General features: G+C 70.8%; 20 protein-coding genes, 1 pseudogene and 1 riboswitch. Of the genes and pseudogenes, 17 read left to right on the plus strand and 4 right to left on the minus strand.

Annotation, left to right across the window (positions count from 1 at the left end):
• Positions 1-15: 15 nt before the first annotated feature.
• From hpnD to QMK30_RS30200, 11 genes and pseudogenes are all read left to right on the plus strand, one after another.
• Complete coding sequence (gene hpnD, locus QMK30_RS30150; RefSeq protein ID WP_283521494.1) at positions 16-954, plus strand: presqualene diphosphate synthase HpnD; 939 nt, start codon at positions 16-18, stop codon at positions 952-954.
• 127 nt (positions 955-1,081) lie between these two features.
• The gene (gene hpnE / locus QMK30_RS30155) at positions 1,082-2,485 is read left to right on the plus strand and encodes a hydroxysqualene dehydroxylase HpnE (RefSeq protein ID WP_283521495.1); all 1,404 of its coding nucleotides are present in this window, start codon (positions 1,082-1,084) and stop codon (positions 2,483-2,485) included.
• Positions 2,482-3,576 (plus strand): polyprenyl synthetase family protein, encoded by a 1,095-nt coding sequence (locus QMK30_RS30160; protein WP_283521496.1) that lies wholly within the window; start codon positions 2,482-2,484, stop codon positions 3,574-3,576. The genes hpnE and QMK30_RS30160 overlap by 4 nt, the downstream gene beginning before the upstream one ends.
• A 90-nt stretch (positions 3,577-3,666) precedes the next feature.
• Positions 3,667-5,664 carry a squalene--hopene cyclase gene (shc, locus tag QMK30_RS30165; protein WP_283521497.1) on the plus strand — a complete coding sequence of 666 codons (1,998 nt, stop codon included), beginning with the start codon at positions 3,667-3,669 and terminating at the stop codon, positions 5,662-5,664.
• Positions 5,661-6,311, plus strand: coding sequence for a phosphorylase family protein (locus tag QMK30_RS30170; RefSeq protein WP_283521498.1), 651 nt, complete (start codon positions 5,661-5,663; stop codon positions 6,309-6,311). Before shc ends, QMK30_RS30170 begins: the two co-directional genes overlap by 4 nt.
• A 5-nt stretch (positions 6,312-6,316) precedes the next feature.
• The gene (gene hpnH / locus QMK30_RS30175; RefSeq protein ID WP_283521499.1) at positions 6,317-7,339 is read left to right on the plus strand and encodes an adenosyl-hopene transferase HpnH; all 1,023 of its coding nucleotides are present in this window, start codon (positions 6,317-6,319) and stop codon (positions 7,337-7,339) included.
• A gap of 153 nt (positions 7,340-7,492) precedes the next feature.
• Positions 7,493-7,852 (plus strand): annotated as a pseudogene (locus QMK30_RS30180) (flavodoxin-dependent (E)-4-hydroxy-3-methylbut-2-enyl-diphosphate synthase); the annotation flags it as partial.
• Positions 7,853-7,881: 29 nt separating this feature from the next.
• Positions 7,882-9,780 (plus strand): 1-deoxy-D-xylulose-5-phosphate synthase, encoded by a 1,899-nt coding sequence (dxs, locus tag QMK30_RS30185; RefSeq protein ID WP_283521500.1) that lies wholly within the window; start codon positions 7,882-7,884, stop codon positions 9,778-9,780.
• Complete coding sequence (locus QMK30_RS30190) at positions 9,777-11,174, plus strand: aspartate aminotransferase family protein (RefSeq protein WP_283521501.1); 1,398 nt, start codon at positions 9,777-9,779, stop codon at positions 11,172-11,174. The genes dxs and QMK30_RS30190 overlap by 4 nt, the downstream gene beginning before the upstream one ends.
• Before the next feature lie 66 nt (positions 11,175-11,240).
• Complete coding sequence (locus tag QMK30_RS30195; protein ID WP_283521502.1) at positions 11,241-11,852, plus strand: helix-turn-helix domain-containing protein; 612 nt, start codon at positions 11,241-11,243, stop codon at positions 11,850-11,852.
• Position 11,853: 1 nt separating this feature from the next.
• The gene (locus QMK30_RS30200; protein WP_283521503.1) at positions 11,854-12,039 is read left to right on the plus strand and encodes a DUF6126 family protein; all 186 of its coding nucleotides are present in this window, start codon (positions 11,854-11,856) and stop codon (positions 12,037-12,039) included.
• 162 nt (positions 12,040-12,201) lie between these two features.
• Here the strand turns inward: QMK30_RS30200 and QMK30_RS30205 are convergent, their stop codons facing one another.
• Positions 12,202-13,014 (minus strand): tyrosine-protein phosphatase, encoded by an 813-nt coding sequence (locus QMK30_RS30205; RefSeq protein ID WP_283521504.1) that lies wholly within the window; start codon positions 13,012-13,014, stop codon positions 12,202-12,204.
• A gap of 93 nt (positions 13,015-13,107) precedes the next feature.
• Between QMK30_RS30205 and QMK30_RS30210 the strand changes: the two genes are divergently transcribed.
• The 3 genes from QMK30_RS30210 to QMK30_RS30220 all read left to right on the plus strand — a co-directional run bounded on the left by QMK30_RS30210 (position 13,108) and on the right by QMK30_RS30220 (position 16,262).
• Positions 13,108-13,977 (plus strand): patatin-like phospholipase domain-containing protein, encoded by an 870-nt coding sequence (locus QMK30_RS30210; RefSeq protein WP_283521505.1) that lies wholly within the window; start codon positions 13,108-13,110, stop codon positions 13,975-13,977.
• A 133-nt stretch (positions 13,978-14,110) separates the two neighbouring features.
• A riboswitch (cyclic di-AMP (ydaO/yuaA leader) is annotated at positions 14,111-14,287 on the plus strand.
• Between the two features lie 3 nt (positions 14,288-14,290).
• Positions 14,291-15,250 carry a M23 family metallopeptidase gene (locus QMK30_RS30215; protein WP_283521506.1) on the plus strand — a complete coding sequence of 320 codons (960 nt, stop codon included), beginning with the start codon at positions 14,291-14,293 and terminating at the stop codon, positions 15,248-15,250.
• A 220-nt stretch (positions 15,251-15,470) separates the two neighbouring features.
• On the plus strand, positions 15,471-16,262 hold the full coding sequence (locus QMK30_RS30220; protein WP_283521507.1) for an SGNH/GDSL hydrolase family protein: 792 nt from the start codon (positions 15,471-15,473) through the stop codon (positions 16,260-16,262).
• A gap of 69 nt (positions 16,263-16,331) precedes the next feature.
• On the opposite strand, the gene QMK30_RS30225 is transcribed toward QMK30_RS30220, so the two are convergent.
• Positions 16,332-17,270 (minus strand): carbohydrate kinase family protein, encoded by a 939-nt coding sequence (locus QMK30_RS30225; RefSeq protein WP_502963254.1) that lies wholly within the window; start codon positions 17,268-17,270, stop codon positions 16,332-16,334.
• A gap of 133 nt (positions 17,271-17,403) precedes the next feature.
• Between QMK30_RS30225 and QMK30_RS30230 the strand changes: the two genes are divergently transcribed.
• A complete protein-coding gene (locus QMK30_RS30230) occupies positions 17,404-18,186 on the plus strand; it encodes an SIMPL domain-containing protein (protein ID WP_283521508.1) in 783 nt (260 codons plus the stop codon).
• A gap of 53 nt (positions 18,187-18,239) precedes the next feature.
• Here the strand turns inward: QMK30_RS30230 and QMK30_RS30235 are convergent, their stop codons facing one another.
• On the minus strand, positions 18,240-18,860 hold the full coding sequence (locus QMK30_RS30235; RefSeq protein ID WP_283521509.1) for a TetR/AcrR family transcriptional regulator: 621 nt from the start codon (positions 18,858-18,860) through the stop codon (positions 18,240-18,242).
• Positions 18,861-18,960: 100 nt separating this feature from the next.
• On the opposite strand from QMK30_RS30235, the gene QMK30_RS30240 reads away from it, so the two are divergent.
• Positions 18,961-19,536 carry a hypothetical protein gene (locus QMK30_RS30240; RefSeq protein ID WP_283521510.1) on the plus strand — a complete coding sequence of 192 codons (576 nt, stop codon included), beginning with the start codon at positions 18,961-18,963 and terminating at the stop codon, positions 19,534-19,536.
• Between the two features lie 44 nt (positions 19,537-19,580).
• On the opposite strand, the gene QMK30_RS30245 is transcribed toward QMK30_RS30240, so the two are convergent.
• Positions 19,581-20,759, minus strand: coding sequence for a Glu/Leu/Phe/Val dehydrogenase dimerization domain-containing protein (locus tag QMK30_RS30245; protein ID WP_283521511.1), 1,179 nt, complete (start codon positions 20,757-20,759; stop codon positions 19,581-19,583).
• 363 nt (positions 20,760-21,122) lie between these two features.
• Here QMK30_RS30245 and QMK30_RS30250 point away from each other — a divergent pair, with 363 nt between their 5' ends.
• Positions 21,123-22,334, plus strand: coding sequence for an MBL fold metallo-hydrolase (locus QMK30_RS30250; protein ID WP_283521512.1), 1,212 nt, complete (start codon positions 21,123-21,125; stop codon positions 22,332-22,334).
• The last annotated feature ends 204 nt before the right edge of the window (positions 22,335-22,538 follow it).

Consider the following 22,538-nt stretch of genomic DNA (forward strand, 5'->3'; position numbering starts at 1 on the left):
GGGGTGAGCCGGACCATGGAGGAAACCGCACAGGTGTCCGCACCGGTACTCGCCGCGTACAGCTACTGCGAGGCTGTGACGGGACAGCAGGCGCGCAATTTCGCGTACGGCATCCGACTGCTGCCCACGGACAAGCGGCACGCGATGTCGGCGCTCTACGCGTTCTCGCGGCGCGTCGACGACATCGGCGACGGTGTGCTTGCGCCGGACGTCAAGCAGGTACGTCTTGAGGACACCAGGGCCCTGCTGGGGCGCGTCCGGGCGGATGCCGTCGACGAGGACGACACCGACCCCGTCGCGGTGGCGCTCGCCGACGCCGCGCGGAGGTTCCCGCTCCCGCTCGGTGGCCTCGACGAGCTCATCGACGGCGTCCTCATGGACGTACGCGGCGAGACCTATGAGACTTGGGACGACCTCAAGGTCTACTGCCGGTGCGTCGCGGGCGCCATCGGGCGGCTCTCGCTGGGCGTGTTCGGCCCACAGACCGGCGCACGCGGGGCGGAACGCGCCCCCGAGTACGCCGATACGCTCGGCCTCGCCCTCCAGCTCACCAACATCCTCAGGGACGTGCGCGAGGACGCGGACAACGGGCGCACCTACCTGCCCGCCGACGACCTCGCCAAGTTCGGCTGCTCCGTCGGCTTCCACAGCTCGACGCCGCCCGAGGGGTCCGACTTCGCGGGCCTCATCCACTTCGAGGTCCGCCGGGCCCGCGCCCTGTTCGCCGAGGGCTACCGGCTGCTGCCCCTGCTCGACCGGCGCAGCGGAGCCTGTGTAGCCGCCATGGCCGGCATCTACCGGCGGCTCCTCGACCGCATCGAGCGCGACCCCGAGGCCGTACTGCGCGGCCGGGTCTCGCTGCCCGGACGCGAGAAGGCGTACGTCGCGGTGCGCGGCCTCTCCGGCCTCGACGCCCGGAACGTTTCCCGGCAGGCCGCCAGGAGGCGTGTCTGATGTACGGCGATGCGACGAGAGGGACGAATGAGCAGAATCAGCGCGCAACCCTGCTGTGCCCTGACGCGTCCCTGACTTCGATGGCCCGCCATGGGTACGCCGGCGGCGCGGCGCGGGGGGAGGGCGCATGACAGGCAGTAGGCCGACCGCGCCCGCGGGGGCGTCGGCACACGCGGTTGTCGTCGGCGGCGGCCTGGCCGGTGTCACGGCCGCACTCCAGCTCGCCGACGCCGGAATGCGCGTGACACTGCTCGAAGGCCGCCCGCGCCTGGGCGGCCTCGCGTTCTCCTTCCGCCGCGGCGAGCTCACCGTCGACAACGGCCAACATGTCTATCTGCGCTGTTGCACCGCCTACCGCTGGTTCCTCGACCGCGTCGAAGGGGCCGCCCTGGCCCCGCTGCAACGACGCCTCGACGTGCCGGTGCTGGACGTCGGCCGGGCCTCCGGACCCAGACTCGGCCGCCTGCGCCGCACCGACCTGCCCGTACCCCTGCATCTGGCCGCCGGCCTCGCGACGTATCCGCACCTGTCCCTCGCCGAACGCGCGAGCGTGGGCCGCGCCGCCCTCGCCCTCAAGCAGCTCGACCCGGCCGATCCGGCGCTGGACGGCCTGGACTTCGCGACCTGGCTCGGCCGCCACGGCCAGTCGCAGCGGGCCATCGAAGCCCTCTGGGACCTGGTCGGCGTCGCCACGCTCAACGCGCGGGCGCCGCGCGCCTCGATGGGGCTCGCCGCGATGGTCTTCAAGACCGGGCTGCTCTCCGAGCCCGGCGCCGCCGACATCGGCTGGTCGCACGTACCGCTGGGCGACCTCCACGACACGCTCGCACGCAAGGCACTCGACTCCGCGGGCGTACGCACCGAACTGCGCGCCAAGGTCGGCGCCGTCTCCCGTACCGGTGACGGCCGTTGGACCGTCGAGGCGGAGGGCGAGCAACTGGAGGCCGATACCGTCGTGCTCGCTGTACCCCAGCACGAGACTCACACGCTGCTGCCCGACGGCGCACTCGACGACCCCGACAAGCTGCTGGACATCGACACCGCGCCGATCCTCAACATCCATGTCGTGTACGACCGCAAGGTGCTGCGCCGACCCTTCTTCGCCGCGCTCGGCACCCCCGTCCAATGGGTCTTCGACCGCACGGAAGCCTCGGGCCTGCGCGGCGGCGGCCAGTATCTCGCCCTGTCGCAGTCCGCCGCCCAGGACGAGATCGACGAGCCGGTCGCCACCCTGCGCGCCCGGTACCTGCCCGAACTGGAGCGACTGCTGCCCGCCGCCCGCGGCGCCGGCGTACGCGACTTCTTCGTCACCCGGGAGCGGACAGCGACGTTCGCCCCCACCCCCGGCGTCGGACGGCTGCGCCCCGGCGCCCGTACCCACGCGCCCGGCCTCTACCTGGCCGGCGCGTGGACCGACACCGGATGGCCCGCAACCATGGAGAGCGCCGTGCGCAGCGGCTTCAGCGCCGCGGGCGCAGCGCTCTCCGAACTCGGCCGCCCCCATGTACATCCGCTGCAGGAGGCGGCATGAGCACTGGCATTGGAACAAGAGGAGAGCCTGTGACCCCGGTGAATCCGGCTGGCAACACCACGGTGGACATCGCCGCGCTTCTGGAGCGCGGCCGCACCCTGTCCACGCCGGTGCTGAAGGCCGCCGTGGACCGGCTCGCGCCGCCCATGGACACCGTCGCGGCCTACCACTTCGGGTGGATCGACGTGGAGGGCAGGCCCGCCGACGGCGACGGCGGCAAAGCCGTGCGCCCGGCGCTCGCCCTGCTCTCCGCGGAGGCCGCGGGCGCGACGCCCGAGACCGGTGTGCCCGGCGCCGTGGCGGTGGAACTCGTACACAACTTCTCCCTGCTGCACGACGACCTGATGGACGGTGACGAGCAGCGCCGCCACCGCGACACCGTGTGGAAGGTGCACGGCCCGGCCCAGGCGATCCTCGTCGGCGACGCGCTCTTCGCGCTCGCCAACGAGGTGCTCCTTGAGATCGGCACGGTCGAGGCGGGGCGCGCGACGCGCCGGCTCACCACCGCGACGCGCAAGCTGATCGACGGCCAGGCGCAGGACATCTCCTTCGAGCACCGCGAGCGGGTCACCGTCGAGGAATGCCTGGAGATGGAGGGCAACAAGACGGGCGCCCTGCTCGCCTGCGCCGTCTCCATCGGCGCGGTACTCGGCGGCGCCGATGACAGGACCGCCGACACCCTGGAGGCGTACGGCTACCACCTGGGTCTCGCCTTCCAGGCCGTCGACGACCTGCTCGGCATCTGGGGCGACCCGTTGGCCACGGGCAAGCAGACCTGGAGCGACCTGCGTCAGCGTAAGAAGTCCCTGCCGGTCGTCGCCGCGCTCGCCGCGGGCGGGCCGGCCTCCGAGCAGCTCGGCGAGCTGCTCGCCGCCGACGCCAAGAGCAACGACTTCGACAGCTTCTCCGAGGCGGAGTTCGCCACCAGGGCGGCGCTCATCGAGGAGGCCGGCGGTCGCGAGTGGACCTCCCAGGAGGCCCGCAGACAGCATGCCGTCGCGATCGAGGCACTCGACGGCGTCGACATTCCGCAGCAGGTACGGGCGCAGCTCACCGCGCTGGCCGAGTTTGTCGTCGTACGGAAGAGATGATGGATCCCCGGCGTATAACCGCTTTCTCCGGGATTTAACCCCCGGAACCCCCAGCACAGCAGAGGACCAACTGCAACGGAGGGGAAAGCCATGACAGCGACGACCGACGGAAGCGCCGGGGCGGTGGGGCCCGGCGCAGCCGTGGCGAGCGACACCACCGCACCCGCGGCCGCGACGGCGGACGTCCTTGACGCCGCGCGGCGGGCCACGGATCGGGCGGTCGAGCATCTGCTCGCCGCGCAGGACGCCCAGGGCTGGTGGAAGGGCGACCTCGAAACCAACGTGACCATGGATGCCGAGGATCTGCTGCTCCGTCAGTTCCTCGGCATCCAGGACGAGAAGACCGTCCAGGCCGCCGCGTTGTTCATCCGCGGCGAGCAGCGCGAGGACGGCACCTGGGCCACGTTCTACGGCGGTCCCGGTGAACTCTCCACGACCATCGAGGCGTACGTCGCCCTGCGGCTGGCCGGTGACCTGCCGGACGACCCGCACATGGCGCGCGCCGCCGCCTGGATCAGGCAGCACGGCGGCATCGCGGCGAGCCGGGTCTTCACCCGTATCTGGCTGGCCCTCTTCGGCTGGTGGAAGTGGGACGACCTGCCCGAGCTGCCGCCCGAGCTGGTCCTGCTGCCCACGTGGGTGCCGCTCAACATCTATGACTTCGGCTGCTGGGCCCGGCAGACCATCGTGCCGCTGACGGTCGTCTCCGCGAAGCGCCCGGTGCGGGCCGCGCCGTTCGCGCTCGACGAGCTGCACACTAATCCGCGGGTGCCGAACCCGCCCAGGCGCCTTGCGCCGCCGACCAGTTGGGACGGCGCGTTCCAGCGGCTCGACAGGGCCCTGCGCGTCTATCACCGGTTCGCTCCGCGCCTGCTGCGCGGCGCCGCGATGAAGAGCGCTGCGCGCTGGATCGTCGAGCGGCAGGAGAACGACGGCTGCTGGGGCGGCATCCAACCGCCCGCCGTGTACTCGCTGATCGCGCTGCACCTCCTCGGATACGACCTGGACCACCCGGTGATGCGCGCCGGACTGGAGTCCCTGGACCGGTTCGCCGTATGGCGCGAGGACGGCGCCCGCATGGTCGAGGCCTGTCAGTCACCGGTCTGGGACACCTGCCTGGCGACGATCGCGCTCGCCGACGCGGGCGTGGGCGCCGGTCACCCGGCGCTCGTCAAGGCGGCCGACTGGATGATGACCGAGCAGATCATGCGCCCCGGCGACTGGGCCGTGCGCAGGCCCGGACTTGAGCCCGGTGGCTGGGCGTTCGAGTTCCACAACGACAACTACCCGGACATCGACGACACCGCGGAAGTCGTCCTCGCGCTGCGACGCGTCGCCCACCCGGACCGTGCGCGGATGGAGGCGACCATCGAGCGCGGTGTCCGCTGGAACCTCGGGATGCAGTCCAAGAACGGCGCCTGGGGGGCCTTTGACGCGGACAACACCAGCGCGTTCCCCAACCGGCTTCCCTTCTGCGACTTCGGCGAGGTCATCGACCCGCCGTCCGCCGATGTCACCGCGCACGTGGTGGAGATGCTGGCCATCGAGGGGCAGGCGCATCACCCGGGCACCAGGCGCGGCATCGAGTGGCTGCTCGCCAACCAGGAGACGAACGGCTCCTGGTTCGGCCGCTGGGGCGTCAACTACGTATACGGGACAGGGGCGGTGGTGCCGGCGCTGACCGCGGCCGGACTGCCCGAAGCCCACCCCGCGATCCGGCGGGCCGTCGGCTGGCTCGAATCCGTCCAGAACGACGACGGAGGATGGGGCGAGGACCTTCGCTCGTACCGCGAGAGCGAGTGGGCCGGGCGCGGCGCGTCGACCGCGTCGCAGACCGCCTGGGCGCTGCTCGCGCTGCTCGCGGCGGGGGAGCGGGAGGGCAAGTCCGTCGAGCGGGCCGTCGGCTGGCTCGCCGAGACCCAGCGCGAGGACGGGGCCTGGGACGAGCCGTACTTCACGGGCACCGGCTTCCCCTGGGACTTCTCCATCAACTACAACCTCTACCGGCAGGTCTTCCCGCTCACCGCTCTCGGGCGGTACGTCCACGGGGAGCCCACCTTCTGCGACCTGCGCGAGGGGGCCCGATGACCGGCCCCGGCGCGCCCCACGGACCCGCACCCCTGCTGATCGCCTGCGCGCTGGGCATCGAGAGGTTCGCCCTGCGCGGCGGGGACCGCGGGGGCGCGCCGGGGTCCGTGACCGTGCTCCGTACGGGCATGGGGCCCAAGGCCGCGGAAGCGGCCGTCACCCGGATGCTCGGCGGCCTCCAGGGCCGGGGCACGGCCGTCATCGCGTCGGGCTTCTGCGCCGGTCTCGCCCCGGGGATGCGCCCCGGGGACCTGATCGTCGCCGAGGAGACCCGAGACTCTCGCGGCAGCACGGCCTGCACGGGCCACGGGCTGCTCGCGGAGGCACTGGCCAGAGCGGTGCCCGGGCGCACCGTACACACCGGCCCGCTGACCGGCTCCGACCATGTCGTACGTGGCGTGGAGCGGGCCGAGCTGCGGGCCACGGGAGCAATCGCGGTGGACATGGAATCCGCCGCGACGCTGTGGAGCGCTCTGCGCGCGGGGCCGCGCCCGGTTGCGGCCGTACGAGTGGTCGTGGACGCTCCAGAGCATGAGCTCGTCCGCATTGGGACGGTCCGGGGTGGAATATCAGCCTTTCGTGTTCTCCGCGCCGTCCTACCGGCTTTTCATGAATGGCACCGTTCTTTGCTGCTCCCCAGGAGGTGAGCTAGATGGCCATGCCGCTTCGTCAGACCATCAGGGTCGGGACGTACCTCTTTGAACAGAAGCTCCGCAAGCGAGAGAAGTTCCCGCTCATCGTTGAGCTCGAACCGCTCTTCGCGTGCAACCTCGCGTGCGAGGGCTGCGGAAAGATCCAGCACCCGGCCGGGGTGCTGAAGCAGCGCATGCCTGTGGCCCAGGCCGTGGGTGCGGTCCTGGAATCCGGCGCCCCGATGGTTTCCATCGCGGGTGGCGAGCCGCTGATGCATCCTCAGATCGATGAGATCGTGCGGCAGTTGGTGGCGAAGAGGAAGTATGTGTTCCTCTGCACCAACGCGGTACTGCTGCGCAAGAAGATCAAGAAGTTCACGCCTTCGCCCTACTTCGCCTTCGCGGTGCACATCGACGGGCTGCGTGAGCGGCACGACGAATCCGTGGCGAAGGAGGGGGTGTTCGACGAGGCGGTGGAGGCGATCAAGGAGGCCAAGAGGCTCGGCTTCCGGGTCACCACCAACTCCACCTTCTTCAACACCGACACTCCGCAGACCATCATCGAGGTCCTCAACTACCTCAATGACGATCTGCACGTGGACGAGATGATGATCTCGCCCGCGTATGCCTACGAGAAGGCTCCCGACCAGGAGCACTTTCTTGGGGTGGAGCAGACCCGCGAACTCTTCAAGAAGGCCTTCTCGGGCGGCAACCGGCGCCGTTGGCGCCTGAACCACTCGCCGCTCTTCCTGGACTTCCTGGAGGGCAAGGCGGACTTCCCGTGCACGGCGTGGGCGATCCCCAACTACTCGCTCTTCGGATGGCAGCGGCCCTGCTATCTGATGAGCGACGGATACGTCCCCACGTACCGGGAGCTCGTCGACGACACCGACTGGAGCAAGTACGGCCGCGGCAAGGATCCGCGGTGCGCCAACTGCATGGCGCACTGCGGCTACGAGCCGACGGCCGTGCTCGCCACCATGGGCTCGCTCAAGGAGTCCCTGCGTGCGGTGCGTGAGACCGTCTCGGGAAACCGCGGCTGAGGTGATGACCGTTGGAGAGCCCGTCGTACAAGGGCTCCCCGGGCTGCCGGCCCGGCCGTTGGCGGTGCGCCGCACTTCGCGGCGCATCCAGGTCGGGTCGGTGGCGGTCGGCGGGGATGCGCCTGCTTCGGTGCAGTCGATGACGACGACGCGGAGTCGTTGAATCTGAAGCAGCGGCGTCTTGAGATTGTGTCGTGCCCGTCGTGCGGGCGGGCGCGGGTGGATGTGTACAAGCTGGCGGATCAGGTCGCGGCGGGTCTGGACGGCCTGGAGGTGCCGTTGCGTGTGGCGGTGATGGGCTGTGTGGTGAATGGTCCCGGTGAGGCGCGTGAGGCCGATCTGGGGGTGGCTTCGGGTAATGGCAAGGGGCAGATCTTCGTCAAGGGCGAGATCATCAAGACGGTCCCGGAGTCGAAGATCGTCGAGACCCTCATCGAGGAAGCCATGAAGATCGCCGAACAGATGGAGGATGCCGGGGTCCCGTCAGGGCCGCCCGACGCCACTGTGAGCTGAAGAGGATCAGAGAGGCAGGGGGACCGAGCGTGACGATCTTGGAAGACATCCGGGGACCGCGCGACCTGAAGGCGCTGACAGAGGAAGAAATCCGCCGACTCGCGGTGCAAATCCGTGAGTTCCTGGTCCACGCGGTGGCCAGAACGGGCGGTCATCTCGGGCCCAACCTCGGAGTGGTGGAGCTCACCATCGCCCTGCACCGGGCCTTCGAATCGCCCGCCGACCGCATCCTGTGCGACACCGGCCACCAGAGCTACGTACACAAACTGCTCACCGGCAGGCAGGACTTCTCGAAGCTGCGCGGCAAGGGGGGACTCTCCGGCTACCCGTCCCGCGAGGAGTCCGAGCACGACGTCATCGAGAATTCCCACGCGTCGACCGTCCTCGGCTGGGCCGACGGGCTCGCCAAGGCCAACCAGGTGCTCGGCAGGACGGACCACGTGGTCGCCGTCATCGGGGACGGGGCGCTCACCGGCGGCATGTCCTGGGAGGCGCTCAACAACATCGCCGCAGCCAAGGACCGCCCACTGATCATCGTCGTCAACGACAACGAGCGCTCGTACGGGCCGACCATCGGCGGCCTCGCCAACCATCTCGCCACGCTCCGCACCACCGACGGGTACGAGCGGTTCCTCTCCTGGGGCAAGGGCGTGCTCCAGCACACCCCCGTCGTCGGCCAGCCGCTGTACGAGTCGCTGCACGGCGCGAAGAAGGGCTTCAAGGAGGCCTTCGCCCCGCAGGGCATGTTCGAGGACCTGGGACTCAAATACGTCGGGCCGATCGACGGGCACGACCACGCCGCCGTCGAGTCGGCGCTGCGCCGGGCCAAACGCTTCCACGGACCCGTGCTCGTGCACTGCCTGACCGAGAAGGGCCGCGGATACGCCGCCGCGGAACTGGACGAGGCCGACCGCTTCCACACGGTCGGCGCGATGGACCCGCTGACCTGTGAGCCCCTGGCGCCGTCCAACGGGCCTTCCTGGACCTCGGTGTTCGGCGAGGAGATCGCGAAGATAGGGGCCGAGCGGCCGGACGTGGCCGCGATCACCGCGGCCATGCTGCACCCCGTCGGGCTGACCCGGTTCGCGCAGGAGTTCCCCGACCGGGTCTGGGACGTCGGCATCGCCGAGCAGCATGCCGCGGTTTCCGCAGCCGGACTGGCCACCGGCGGGCTGCACCCCGTTGTGGCCGTCTACGCGACCTTCCTCAACCGCGCCTTCGACCAACTGCTGATGGATGTGGCCCTGCACAGGTGCGGGGTGACGTTCGTGCTCGACCGGGCCGGTGTCACCGGCGTCGATGGGGCCTCGCACAACGGCATGTGGGACATGTCGATCCTCCAGGTCGTACCCGGCCTGCGGATCGCCGCGCCCCGCGACGCCGTGCAGCTCCGCGCCCAGCTGCGCGAGGCCGTCGACGTCGACGACGCTCCGACCGTGCTGCGCTTCCCCAAGGAGTCGGTGGGCCCGGCGATCGGGGCGATCGACCGGGTGGGCGGCATGGATGTGCTGCACCGGTCCGAGCACGCCGAGGTGCTGCTGGTCTGCGTCGGCGCCATGGCGCCCGTCTGTCTCCAGGCGGCCGACCTGCTGACGGGCCGGGGCATCGGGTGCACTGTCGTCGACCCGCGCTGGGTCAAGCCCGTCGACGAACAGCTCGCCCCACTCGCCTCGCGCCACCGCCTCGTCGCGGTCGTCGAGGACAACAGCCGCAGCGGCGGCGTCGGTTCGGCCGTCGGGCAGTCGCTGCGCGACGCGGGTGTGGACGTGCCCCTGCGGACGTACGGCATCCCCGGGCAGTTCCTGGCGCACGCCAAACGAGGCGAGGTGCTGGCCGACATCGGGCTCACCCCCGTGGAGATCGCGGGCCACATCAGCGCCACCCTGGCGACCAAGGAGGCCTCATTGGTGAAGGAGACCGGTCAATGACGGACGGCGGGCCCGAAGGGTTCGATCTGGCGACGCTCCTCGCCGAGCGTGGCGCCGAACGGTACGAGCTGCACGCCCGGCACCTCAACCACCAACTGCCGCGCATGCTCCACACCATCGGCTTCGACAAGGTCTATGAGCGGGCCGAGGGCGCGTACTTCTGGGATGCGGACGGCAACGACTACCTCGACATGCTCGCGGGCTTCGGCGTGATGGGACTCGGCCGGCACCACCCGGTCGTACGCAAGGCGCTGCACGATGTGCTCGACGCCTCGCTCGCCGACCTGACGCGCTTCGACTGCCAGCCGCTGCCCGGACTGCTCGCCGAGAAACTGCTCACGCACAGCCCGCACCTGGACCGGGTGTTCTTCGGCAACAGCGGCACCGAGGCCGTCGAGACCGCGCTGAAGTTCGCCCGGTACGCCACGGGGAAACCCAGAATTCTGTACTGTACGCACGCCTTCCACGGCCTGACGACCGGCGCGCTGTCGGTCAACGGCGAGGCGGGCTTCCGCGACGGCTTCGCGCCCCTGCTGCCCGACACCGCCATCGACCTCGGCGACCTGACGGCCCTGGAGCGGGAGCTGAAGCGCGGCGACGTCGCCGGCTTCGTCGTCGAGCCGATCCAGGGCAAGGGCGTGCACGCGTCCCCGCCCGGGTTCCTGCTCGGCGCGCAGCTGCTGCTGCGCCGGCACAAGGCACTGCTGATCGCCGACGAGGTCCAGACTGGCCTGGGCAGGACGGGCGACTTCTATGCGTACCAGCACGAGGAGGGCGTCGAGCCGGACCTGCTGTGCGTCGCCAAGGCGCTCTCCGGCGGCTATGTGCCGGTGGGGGCCACCCTCGGCAAGGACTGGATTTTCAAGAAGGTCTATTCGTCGATGGACCGGGTGCTCGTCCACTCCGCCAGCTTCGGCTCAAATGCCCAGGCCATGGCCGCGGGGCTCGCCGTGCTGGCGGTGATGGAGGACGAGGAGACCGTCGCGAACGCCCGGCGCGTCGGTGATCTGCTGCGGGGACGGCTGGCCGCCCTGGTCGACCGCTATGAGCTGCTGCACGACGTACGCGGCCGGGGGCTGATGATCGGCATCGAGTTCGGACGGCCGAACTCGCTGAAGCTGCGCAGTCGTTGGACTATGCTGCAGGCCGCCCGCAAGGGGCTCTTCGCGCAGATGGTCGTCGTACCGCTGCTCCAGAAGCACCGCATCCTGACCCAGGTCTCCGGCGACCACCTCGAAGTCATCAAGCTCATTCCGCCGCTGACCGTGGGTGAGAAGGAGGTCGACCGATTCGTCGAGGCGTTCACCGCGGTCATGGACGACGCGCACAGCGGCGGAGGCCTGATGTGGGACTTCGGCAGGACGCTGGTGAAACAGGCGGTCGCCAACCGGTAGTCGGAGGGACACCCCTTTTTGCCTGAGAGGCAAGAGACTTGTCTCTCAGGCAAGGTTTCTGGCTCAATGGACGGCATGACCCCACGCCTCGAAGAGGAGGCGACCGACGGGCTGCCGTCGGTCGCCCCGCGACTGCGCGACCTGCGCCGTCACAGTGCCCTCACCCTGGAGGCTACCGCCCGGCGCGCCGGGCTCTCGCCCGCACACCTGTCCCGCCTGGAGACCGGGCACCGCCAGCCGTCGCTGCCGATGCTGCTCACGCTGGCCCGCATCTACGGTACGACGGTCTCCGCGCTGCTCGGCGAGAGCGCGCCCGACCGTGAAGCGGTGCTGCGGGCCGACGAGGCGCAGGCCACGGAGGCCGACGGCTGGACGTACCACCGGGCGGGCGGTCCCGGGCGCGCCATGCAGGCGCTGCGGGTGCATGTGCCGCACGGCGCGCAGGGCGACCTGGTGCGCGTGCACCCGGGCGAGGAGTGGCTGTACATCCTGTCGGGGGAGCTGCGGCTGGTGCTCGGCGAGAGCGTGCATCGGCTGGCTGTCGGGGACAGCGCGCACTTCGATTCGCTGACCCCGCACCGCATCGCCGCCGTCACCGCGGACGGGGTCGATCTTCTGTTCGTCCATACGCTGCTGCAGAGCGCCACCGCCGGGCTCTGCCTACCCCAGGAGATCTGACATGCCGGACGACATGATCGACGAGAAGGCCGTCGGCGAAGAGGCGGGCGCGAGGCCAGCCAAGCGCAGCATCGTCGAGGACAAGTTCCCCAGAGGGCTGATGATCAGGCTCTTCGTGTACGTGGTCGCGGGTCACCTCTTCGCGGCCTTCGTCTATCTGCTCTTCACGCTGGGCGCCGAGCGCTGACCGCGCTGACCGCTTACGACCTCACCCGCGATTGATTGACAGTGGGAGGCGGAGGTCCCAGGCGCCGCGACGCCGCTGCCAATCGTGGGTGAGGTCGTTACCGTGCCTACGGCTGACCGCGCCGAGCGCCGGGCCGAGGAGTCGGCCCGGGCCGCGAGTCGCTCAGGCTTCGTCGAGGAGCCGCAGTCGTAGCCGCTCGCGCGTCTCGGGGGTGACGCTCAAGCCCTCCGTGAGGTAGCGCTCGGTGCCGCCCCAGACCTCCTCGATGGTCTCGAAGGCGGCGTCGAGGTACTCGGCGCGGGCCTCGAAGAGCGGGCTGAGCAGCTCCATGACCTCGGGGGACATGCCGACGGGGGAGTTGTCGCTACGGCTGACCTTGTAGCGGCGCGACGGGTCGTTCGACTTGAGATAGTCGGCCATGATGGCCTCGCGCTCGACGCCGACCGCCAGCAGCGACACGGCTATCGAGAGCCCCGCGCGGTCCTTGCCCGCCGCACAGTGCATCAGCGCCGGGACGCTGTCCTCGGCCAGCGCGTGCAGCACTTGGCTGTGCTCGCCGGTGCGCTCTTTGATGATCTCGCGGTACGTGTCGGACATCCGGCCCGCGGCCTTGCCGTCCGCGAGGATCTCGCGCAGCTCGTCGAGGTTGCCGTCGCGGACCATCTTCCAGAACACGGCGCCGTCGGCCGGGTCGGTCAGCGGCAGGTTCACATTGCGTACGCCCGCGAGCTCGACGTCCGGGCCCTCCAGCTTCTGGTCCGCCCCATTGCGGAAGTCGAAGATCGTGTGGAGGCCGAGGGAGTCGAGGAAGACGGCGTCGGCGACGGTGGCGTGCGCCAGATGACCGCTGCGGAAGAGCACGCCGTGCCGCACCTGCCGGCCGTCCACGGTCGGCAGGCCGCCGACATCGCGGAAGTTGCGCACTCCGGCAAGGTCGGGCTCTGTCGACGGGACCTGCGGCAGCTGCTGTGTCACGGTGGCTCCTGATGTGTCTGCCGTCGGCGTTGCTCGCCGATCTGGGCGCCATTCGACGATACGACATGAGTACCTGAGGCAATCGTCTCGGCCGTGCCCGCGCAGCCGTCGCCCCGGGCCTCGCGGGAACTGACCGTACCCGGCCATGAACGCCACGCGCGCGTGGGGCGGTTGAGGCCGGCTGGCCGTCCGGTGGCCGCGGACCCGGGCCGCCTCGCCGGACCTGGCGGGGGACCGCGCGTACAGCTGGTGGTGCTGGCGACCGACGTCACGCACGGCAGGCTCCTGCGGCTGCCGTGGGACTACGCGCTCTACCACCTGGACCCGGACGAGCAGTCGGTGGCGGACGCGGTGCGCTGCTCGCTGTCGATCCCGTTCCACTTCAGGCCGTGCACGGTCACCGATCCGCAGACCGGTGAGACCTCGGTGATCGTCGACGGCGGGATCCTGTCCAACTTCGCCGTGGAGATCTTCGACCGTACGGACGGCAAGGAGGCGCGCTGGCCGACGTTCGGCGTGCGCATCATGCCCGACCTGCCCGCCGGGATCGCGGAGCTGTTCCCGCCGCTCGGCCTGGTGATGTCGCCGCCGCTGCGACTCCTCCAGCAGGTGGTGGCGCCGGCGCTGGTCGGGCGCGACCAGACCCACCTGGAACGGCCGGGTGTCCGGCAGCGGACCCTGGTCGTCGACTGCGCCAGGGCCAGGATCGCGACTTCGGGATCGCGCCGGACGAGCGCGACGCGCTGGTGGAGGAGGGGCGCCGGGCGGTGGGCGAATTCCTGCAGCGGTGGCGCGCCTCCGGAGGTGTGTAGCACTTGGGGCGAATCGGCCTATTTGTGGGTAACACCCCTTGCGGGTAAGGGGGGTGGCGGGCCTGCTGGTGAGCAGGATCATATTAGTGACGGTGTGTGGCGAAGCCGTGAAGCGAATGCCAGGTCGTGGGCGGGGCGTGAAGATCGGTAATCCACGGAGTGTGACGACAAATCCCCGGCGGATTGCCGCAGGGCGACGACCAGCCATGGCCGATTGTCCTGATCGGCTTGTTCGAGGACACCTCGGCGGCTTACGGTCACCGTCAATCCGGGTGGATCGCCGAATCCTGCCACCGCCCGGAAACCCCACGACACTCACGTGTGGCAGGAGCGGGGGACCCAGGTAGTACGCCGTCATCCGGAACTCCGGACCGGCTCGGGGTTAAGTCGCGCACTTGCGCGGCCGGGCATCTCCAGCCCGAACCCGACAGCTCACCTCGTAGGCGCCGGAGAGGAAATTCGCCATGCCCGCAAAGGGTAAGCACCGCCGCCCGAGGTCCAACTCGATCACCCGTGGATTCGTCGCCGCGGGAACGGGCGGAGCCGCACTCGCACTTCCGTTCATCGCCGCCACCGGCGCGAACGCGGCCGAGAACGCCGCACCGGCCACCGCGCCCGCCGTCGCTCCCGAGAAGGCCGCGCCCGCCGCTGCCGTCACGCAGATCTCGCACCAGCGGAAGCAGCAGCCGAAGAAGGCCGGCAGCAAGACGTACGCCGTGGTCTCCGGCGACTACCTGTCGAAGATCGCCGACCAGCAGAACGTGCGCGGTGGCTGGCAGAAGCTGTACGAGGACAACCGCTCGACCGTCGGCGACAACCCCGGGCTGATCATGCCTGGCATGAAGCTCAGCATCGGTGCGAAGGCGGCAGGCTCCGCCCCGTCATCCGCGTCGCAGTCGTCGGCCAAGGCCGCCGTGCCCGCCGCGCAGCCGAAGTCGTCCTCCTCGCAGTCCTCCTCCAACGCGAGCCGGCCCGAGAAGTCCGAGTCGGCGGGTTCCGCCTCGACGGCGTCGTCCTCCTCCGGCTTCACCGCGCCGGTCTCCGCGGGCGTCACCACCTCCTACCGCGCCTCCGGCGGCAGCTGGTCCAGCGGCTACCACACGGGCGTCGACTTCTCCGCGTCCAGCGGCACCTCGGTCAAGGCCGTCGGCGCCGGCACGGTCGTCTCCGCGGGCTGGAGCGGCTCGTACGGGAACGAGGTCGTCATCAAGCACAACGACGGCCGCTACTCGCAGTACGCCCACCTGTCCTCGCTGTCCGTCTCGTCCGGCCAGAGCGTCACCGGCGGCACGCAGATCGGCCTCTCCGGCAGCACGGGCAACTCCACAGGCCCGCACCTGCACTTCGAGATCCGGACCGGCCCGAGCTACGGCTCGGACATAGACCCGCTGGGCTACCTGCGCGGTCACGGCGTCTCCGTCTGACACACGCCCCTCTCCGGGCATCCGGGCATCGCCTTCCGTACGCCCCCCTCCGCGCCGCACACCGGCCGCGGAGGGGGGCGTACGCGTGAAATCAGGTTGATCCGGGTCGATCCAGGCGTATTCCGGGGTTGACCCAAACTTGACCGGTGTCCTTTCTCACCGGCGTCAACCCCTCCCTACGGTGGCGTAAGTCACTTGATCCAGTGGAGCATGGGCCGACGTGGGAGACGATGCGAGATCATTCAGGACAGGGACCATAGGGTCGTACGCGGCGATCGGGGACAGCTTCACGGAAGGGGTCGGTGACCCCGGACCCGGCGGTGCGTACATCGGCTGGGCGGACCGGCTGGCCGTACTCCTCGACGATCGCGTCCCCGAGCACACATTCCGCTATGCCAACCTCGCCGTGCGCGGCCGGCTCCTCGACCAGATCGTTGCCGAGCAGGTCCCGAGGGCGATGGAGCTGGCGCCCGACCTGGTGAGCTTCTGCGCCGGCGGCAACGACATCCTCCGGCCGGGCAGCGACCCCGATGATGTGGCCCAGCGCTACGAGAGGGCCGTCGCCGACCTCACCAGCAGGGTCGGCACCGTCCTGGTGACGACCGGCTTCGACACGCGGCACATGCCGGTGCTGCGCCATCTGCGGGGCAAGATCGCGACGTTCACGGCGCACGTACGGTCCATCGCCGACACGTACGACTGCCCGGTGCTCGACCTGTGGTCGCTCAAGTCGGTCCAGGACATGCGGGCCTGGGACACCGACCGGCTGCACCTGTCCCCGGAAGGTCACACCCGGGTCGGCCTGCGCGCCGGCCAGGTGCTCGGCCTCGACGTGCCGGCCGACCCGGACCAGGAGTGGCCGCCGCAGATGCCGCGCGGCACGATGGGTGTCCGCCGGGACAACATCCAGTGGGCGCGCGAGCACCTGGTGCCGTGGATCGGCCGGCGGTTGCGCGGCGAGTCCTCGGGGGACCACGCCGCGGCGAAGCGGCCCGATCTGCTCCCCCTCTGAGCTGACGTACTGACGCGGCCCGACGTCCTGGCCCGACGCCCTGACCTGCCCTCCCGGGTCCGTGCCGGGTCAGGTCCGGGCGGGCAGCAGACCGCTCAGGGCGATCGGGTCCGTGTTGCCCTCGGTCGTGCAGGCGTGGGCGCCCGCCACCGCGCCGAGGTGGGCACACTCGTCGGGGTCCTGGCCGGCCAGCCGCCCGTACAAGAAACCGCAGACGTACGCGTCCCCGGCGCCGTTGGAGTCCACCACTGGGCCCGGCACCGCCGTGGCCGGGACCGGCCGCGGGGTGCGGCTGCCGCCCCGTGTCATCAGGTACGAGCCGCCCGCGCCCGCCGTGGCGACCACTGTCTCGGCCCGGCCCTCGCGCAGGATTTCGCGCATCACATCGGCGATACGCTCACCCGCGCCCGCCGCGCTGAGGAAGACCAGGTCGGAGCGGAGCGCGAACTCCCGGTGGTGGTCGGTGAGTCCGTCCCAGTCGTGCAGATCCGTCGACACAGGTACGCCGAGCTCCTCGATGTCGTCCAGGAGGTGGCGGGAGAAATCCATGATGGACAGATGCACATGCCGGGCCCGCCGCAGGTGCGGCAGGTAGAAGGAGCGTGGCATCCGCAGATGCCCCGGGTCGCGGGCGTCGTAGAACGACATGCGGCGGCCCGTCGAGCCGTCGACCAGGTTCACCGCGCGGCGGGTGCCCGCCGGTGAGATCAGCGGCTCGAAGTCGACATCGCCCTTGGTGAGCCGCTCACGGACCTGCTCGCCGATCCGGTCGTCGCCGATGAAGTCGATGAACTTTACGCCGAGTCCCAGGGCGCGGCAGCCCAGGGCGACATTGCCACCGGTGTGCCCCGGCCACTCACGGATGGGCGGCACCCCGACGGAATCGACGAGCGGCACCGGCAGTGAGTCGACGCGGACCACCGTGTCCACGCCACTGCCGCCGACGACCAGGACGTCGTACTGAGCGGGGCCCGTCTGCTCCTCGTGCTCAGCCTGTTGGTGCGTCAAGGCATCCCCTTTCGTGTACCCCCGAACCTCAGTATGGCCGTAATGGAGATGCCCCCGGGTGGGAGTGGCGTCACTCGTCCGGCGGCGGTCGGTGCTGGGATGGCCCTTCGGCTTCCGGAAGGAATACCCCCCCATGTCCGCACGTATGTCATCGTCCCCGGCCGGGCCGCCCGCCACGTCGACCATGGCCAGGTCGTTCGCCGCTGCCGTGCTGGCCGGCGGGCTGCTGGCCACCGGTGCGGCGCCCGCCACCGCCACCGCCGCGGCCCCCGCACCGCTCTCCGCCCCCGCGCCCGCCGCGTCCACCGTCACGGTCGCCGGTGAGGGCAGCGCGTCGGCCACCCCCGACCTGGCCGTCGTCACCGCGGGCGTCGAGGTGACGAAGCCCACCGGCAAGGCGGCCATGGCTGGGCAGTCCGCCGCCGCGAAGAAGCTGCTCGACGCCGTACGGAAGCAGGGTGTCGCCGACCGCGACGTACAGTCCACGGGCATCTTCCTGAACCCCGTCCACCGATACCAGGACGGCGCCTCCAAGTCGACCGGCTATCAGGCGGGTCAGGCTTTCACCGTCAAGGTCCGCGACATCAACAGGGCCGGCGCGCTCCTGAAGGCGGTGACGGACGCGACGGGCGACGACGGCCGGATCAACGGCGTCGCCTTCGACGTCTCCGACCCGGCGCCCCCGCGCGCGGCGGCCCGCGAGGCCGCCTACGCCGACGCGAGGAACAAGGCCGAGCAGTACGCGCGGCTGAGCGGACGCGAATTGGGGAGGCTCGTCTCGCTGACCGAGGGTGCGGGCGGACAGCACAGCCCCCTCGCGGTGCAGCCGAGCAGCTTGGCGGACGCGAAGGCGCCGGTGGCGCCGGGCGAGGTCCAGGAGCAGGTCACTGTCACGGTCGTATACGAGCTGGACTGATCCCGAATGGGCTTGGGTTCCTTCGACCTGAAGTGGGCTGATCCGGCGGGCCGTCAGCGGGCGGCGGCTGTCAGGGCCATGCGCTCGATGCCGAGTTCGCGGGCGAGCGCGTCATCTGTCCACTCCAGCACGGCGGTACGGGAGAGCGTCCCGGGATATGACGTCATCTGGACGGCGAGACCGTCCAGCAGGGCGGTCAGCCGCCAGACCGCGGACACCGGGTCCTCGCACCGGAACTCCCCGCTCGCCACACCCTCCGCGATGACCTCGATCAGCGCCGCCTTCCATTGCTGGTCGAGGTCGCCGGCCACCTCACGGAGCACGGGCTCGCGCAGCGCTGCGGCCCAGCCCTCGATCCACAGCTTCCAGCCCTTGGCCACGCCGGTCGGCGCGTACCAGCGGACGGCGGCGCGCAGCCTGCGGAGGGCCGTGGTACGACGGCCCAACAGCTTGCGCAGCTGGGCGAGATCGCCCTCGGCGGCGTATCTGAAGGCCGCGGCGACGAGCTTCTCCTTGGTCGAGAAGTGGTAGAGCACCAGCGCGTTGCTCACGCCGAGCGCCGAGGCGACATCGGCGATGCGCACGGCGCTCACACCCCGCGCCTCGATCTGCTGGACGGCGGCACGCAGCATGTCATCGCGCCGTTCCGCCACACTCAATCGGACTCTGGCCACCCGGTAACCCTACACACGGGTCGGCTGACCAGGGCAGGAACGGTGATCTTGCCGAGTGGGGTAACAGCGCCGCGGCGGTCCACGGGATAGCGTGCGCGGCATGGGCGATGCGTACGTATGGGTGGCCGACGTGGACGCCCGGCCGGAGGAAGCCGCGGTGCTGGCCGGCCGGGCCATGGACTGGCTGGAGGAGCGGGGCGTTGTCCGGAGCGAGTTGACGCAGTGCCTGCTCGGGGACGAGCTGGGCAGGGCGCCGGGGCCGCACGCGGCGCGCGCCGTCGCCGGTGACGAGGTCGCGGATGTGCTGACGTCCGGAGTCGGGATGGAGGTCGAGCGCCGCGTCTATGCGTGCGTCGACCTGTGGACCGCCACCTGCCCGCACTGCTGCGCAACGACCGAACAGCCCGACAGCGGAGCCGAGATGTGGAACGACACCTGGTCGCCGCTGCTCGACGCCCTGTACGCCTGGTTCGGCGGGACGGGACCGGGCCGGGCCGCCTGTGTGCGCTGCGGGGAGGAGGCCGATTTCCTCGACTGGAAGATCGACCCGCCCATCGCGGTCGCTCATCTGGGGCTCATCTTCTGGAACTGGCCGCCGCTGGCCGGACCCTTCCTCGCGGAACTCTCCGCGGTCCTCCACGGCCACCGGCTGGTGACCGCCAGGACCGGAGTCTGACCGGCTGCTGCCGCTGGTGCGGCTTTCGCTCGTTCGCGCCTGTGCTACCGGTACCAGCCGTAGCGCTCCGCGATGACCGGCAGACGGTCGGCGACGATGGCGTGGGCCGCGGCGCGCGGTGTGCTCCCCTCGGCCTCGGCGCGCGCCAGGACCTGGTCGATCAGGGCGCGCATCGAGCGGCGGGTGTACGCGAACGCCTCGTCCGCGTCGGCCCCGATGTCGCCGAAGAGGGTCCACCACCACCAGGCGTTCGTCCCGGAGTTGACGACGACGTCCGGCAGGACGATGACCCCGCGGGCCGCCAGGAGCACCTCGGCGTCGGGCAGCACCGGCATGTTCGCCGCCTCGACGATCCAGCGGGCGGTGACGCGATGCTGGTTGCCGGTGTTGACGGCGTACGAGACGGCCGCCGGGACCAGGACCTCCGCGTCGGCGGCCAGCCAGGCGTCGGCGGGCAACTGCCGGTCGCCGGGGCGCAGCGCGGAGCGGTCCACGGTCCCGTGCGTGTCGCGGGCGGCGAGCAGCGCGTCGACGTCCAGGCCCTGCTCGTTGGCGATGGTGCCCAGTACATCCGCGACGGCGACGACGCTCAGCCCGGCGCGGGACAGGAAACGCGCGGTGGCCCCGCCCATGGTGCCCAGGCCTTGCAGGGAGACACGCGTCCCGCGGTGGCCGACCCCGGCGCGGTCCAGCGCCGCGAGCACGGACTCGGCGACGCCGCAGCCGCCGACCAGCTCGTCGAGCCCGATGCCGTCGACCTCAATGGCGAAGGCGTCGGTGAGCCGCCGACGCGCCGCCTTCTCGTTGTCGAGCAGCGGATAGACGGCCTGGACGGATGAGAGGAGACCGGCTTCGGCGGCGGCCCTGTCGACGATGTCCTGGGTCAGGCCGAGGTCCTCGCCGGTGGTCCAGAAGCTCTCGATGTGCGGGCGCATGGCGCGCAGGTAGCGCACCAGCACGTCGTACGCCTCCGGGTCCCTCGGATCGCAGTCGATGCCGCCCTTGGCGCCGCCCAGCGGGATGTAGTGGCCCTCCGGGTTGTAGTGCAGGGCTTCCTTCATCGTCATGCCGCGGGCCAGGCCGGTGACCTCGTCAAGCGTGCAGCCCGCCCGCATCCGCAGCCCGCCGCTGGAGACACCGCGCACCAGCCGGTCGACGACCAGGAAACCCTGCCGTCCCGTGACGTGGTCGGTCCAGCTCAGCGAGATCAGGGGGGCGCTCATGCGGTGGTCTCCTCCGGGGCGGTGCCGACGGCCCCGCCGGGTCTCGGCTGAACCGTCGGTCAGTATCTGGACGCGGCGGCGCCCCGTCAATCGCGATACCGGCCCCGGGCGCGCGGCGGCGATCGCGGGCGGCGCCGGTTCCTCCGCACCGACGCCCGCCACCACCTCCGCCGGGCTGGGTGGCGCCGCGCTGCCGGCCCGCTGCCCCGGAAGGAGCAGCCCGCCCGTCCGGTGGCCGGACGGGGCTCGGCGGAGCCGTCCACCGGGTCGCCCGGTCCTGTAACCGCTCCCGTAACAAGCTCTTTCCTGCGCTGTCGTACCGGCCGCACATAATGGAAAGGACACTGAACTTCTGGAGGTCCTGTGACCGGCGCCGACCAACTGCAATCGCTGCGCTCCCGGGCGCGTGCGCTGAGGACCGCCGCCTTCGGCGCCGATCCGGCGGGGGAGCGCATGGAGCGCATCCGCCGCTCTCCGAACTTCGTGGACGGCGTCTTCCAGAACCCGGTGGGCGCACGGACCAGGCCGTCCGGTTCGACGGTCGAATTCGCGAAGATCTACTTCCGCAAGGAGCAGCGCCTTCGCAGGACCCCGTCGGGCACCGTGCCCGTCCACGCCACGACCCTCGCCGACCTTGCCGCACCGCCCGCCACAGGCCTGCGACTCACCTGGATGGGGCACTCGAGCGTGCTCGCCGAGATCGACGGGCGCCGGGTCCTGTTCGACCCGGTCTGGGGCAACCGCTGCTCGCCCTTCGCCTTCGCCGGACCCAAGCGACTGCACCCCGTCCCGGTGCCGCTCGGCTCGCTCGGCCCCGTCGACGTCGTGGTGATCTCCCACGACCACTACGACCATCTCGACATGCCCACGATCCGCGCCCTCGCGAGCACCCGTACGGTCTTCGCGGTGCCGCTCGGCGTCGGCGCCCACCTGGAGCGCTGGGGTGTGCCCGCCGAGCGCGTGCACGAGCTGGACTGGAACGAGACGGCCAAGGTGGCAGGCCTGAGCCTGACCGCCACCCCGGCCAGGCACTTCTGCGGCCGCGGGCTGCGCAACCAGCAGCACACCCTCTGGGCGTCCTGGGCCGTCGCGGGCCCGGAGCACCGGGTCTACCACAGCGGCGACACGGGCTACTTCCCCGGCTTCAAGGACATCGGAGCCGAGCACGGGCCGTTCGACGCGACGATGATCCAGATCGGCGCGTACAGCGAGTACTGGCCCGACATCCACATGACCCCCGCCGAGGGCGTCCGGGCCCACCTCGACCTCCAGGGCGGCCCGTCGAGCGCCCCGATGCTGCCGATCCACTGGGGCACGTTCAACCTCGCCCCGCACCCGTGGTCCGAGCCGGGCGAGGGCACCCTCACGGCCGCCGGTGAAGCAGGCGTCGCCCTCGCACTGCCGAACCCCGGACTGCCGTTCGAGCCCGGCTCGGAGACCGTCCCGGTCGCGCCCTGGTGGCGTGCCGTCGCGGTGCCGCCGGTCGGCGTGACCCCGGCTCCCACCCGCCCGGCGTCGCCCGAGCGGGCTGTCGCCACCGGCGAACCGGAGGCCGCGCCCGCCGTCCAGGGCTGACACGGGGGCGCCCGGGGAGCCCTCGGGATATCGGTCTGCAGTGCGAGACGTCATACCAGAGCGGGACGCTGCGTGGGCAAGTTTGGCAACTGCCCGTCGATCATGAAAGGTTGACGACTACTGTGAGTGCCCGGTGATCAACATGGGGCCACATCACCCGAGTTGAACCCAGACCGACTCCAGCCCGATTCCTGGCCGACCGAG

The sequence above is a fragment of the Streptomyces sp. H27-C3 genome, from assembly GCF_030063415.1.
GTDB lineage: Bacteria > Actinomycetota > Actinomycetes > Streptomycetales > Streptomycetaceae > Streptomyces.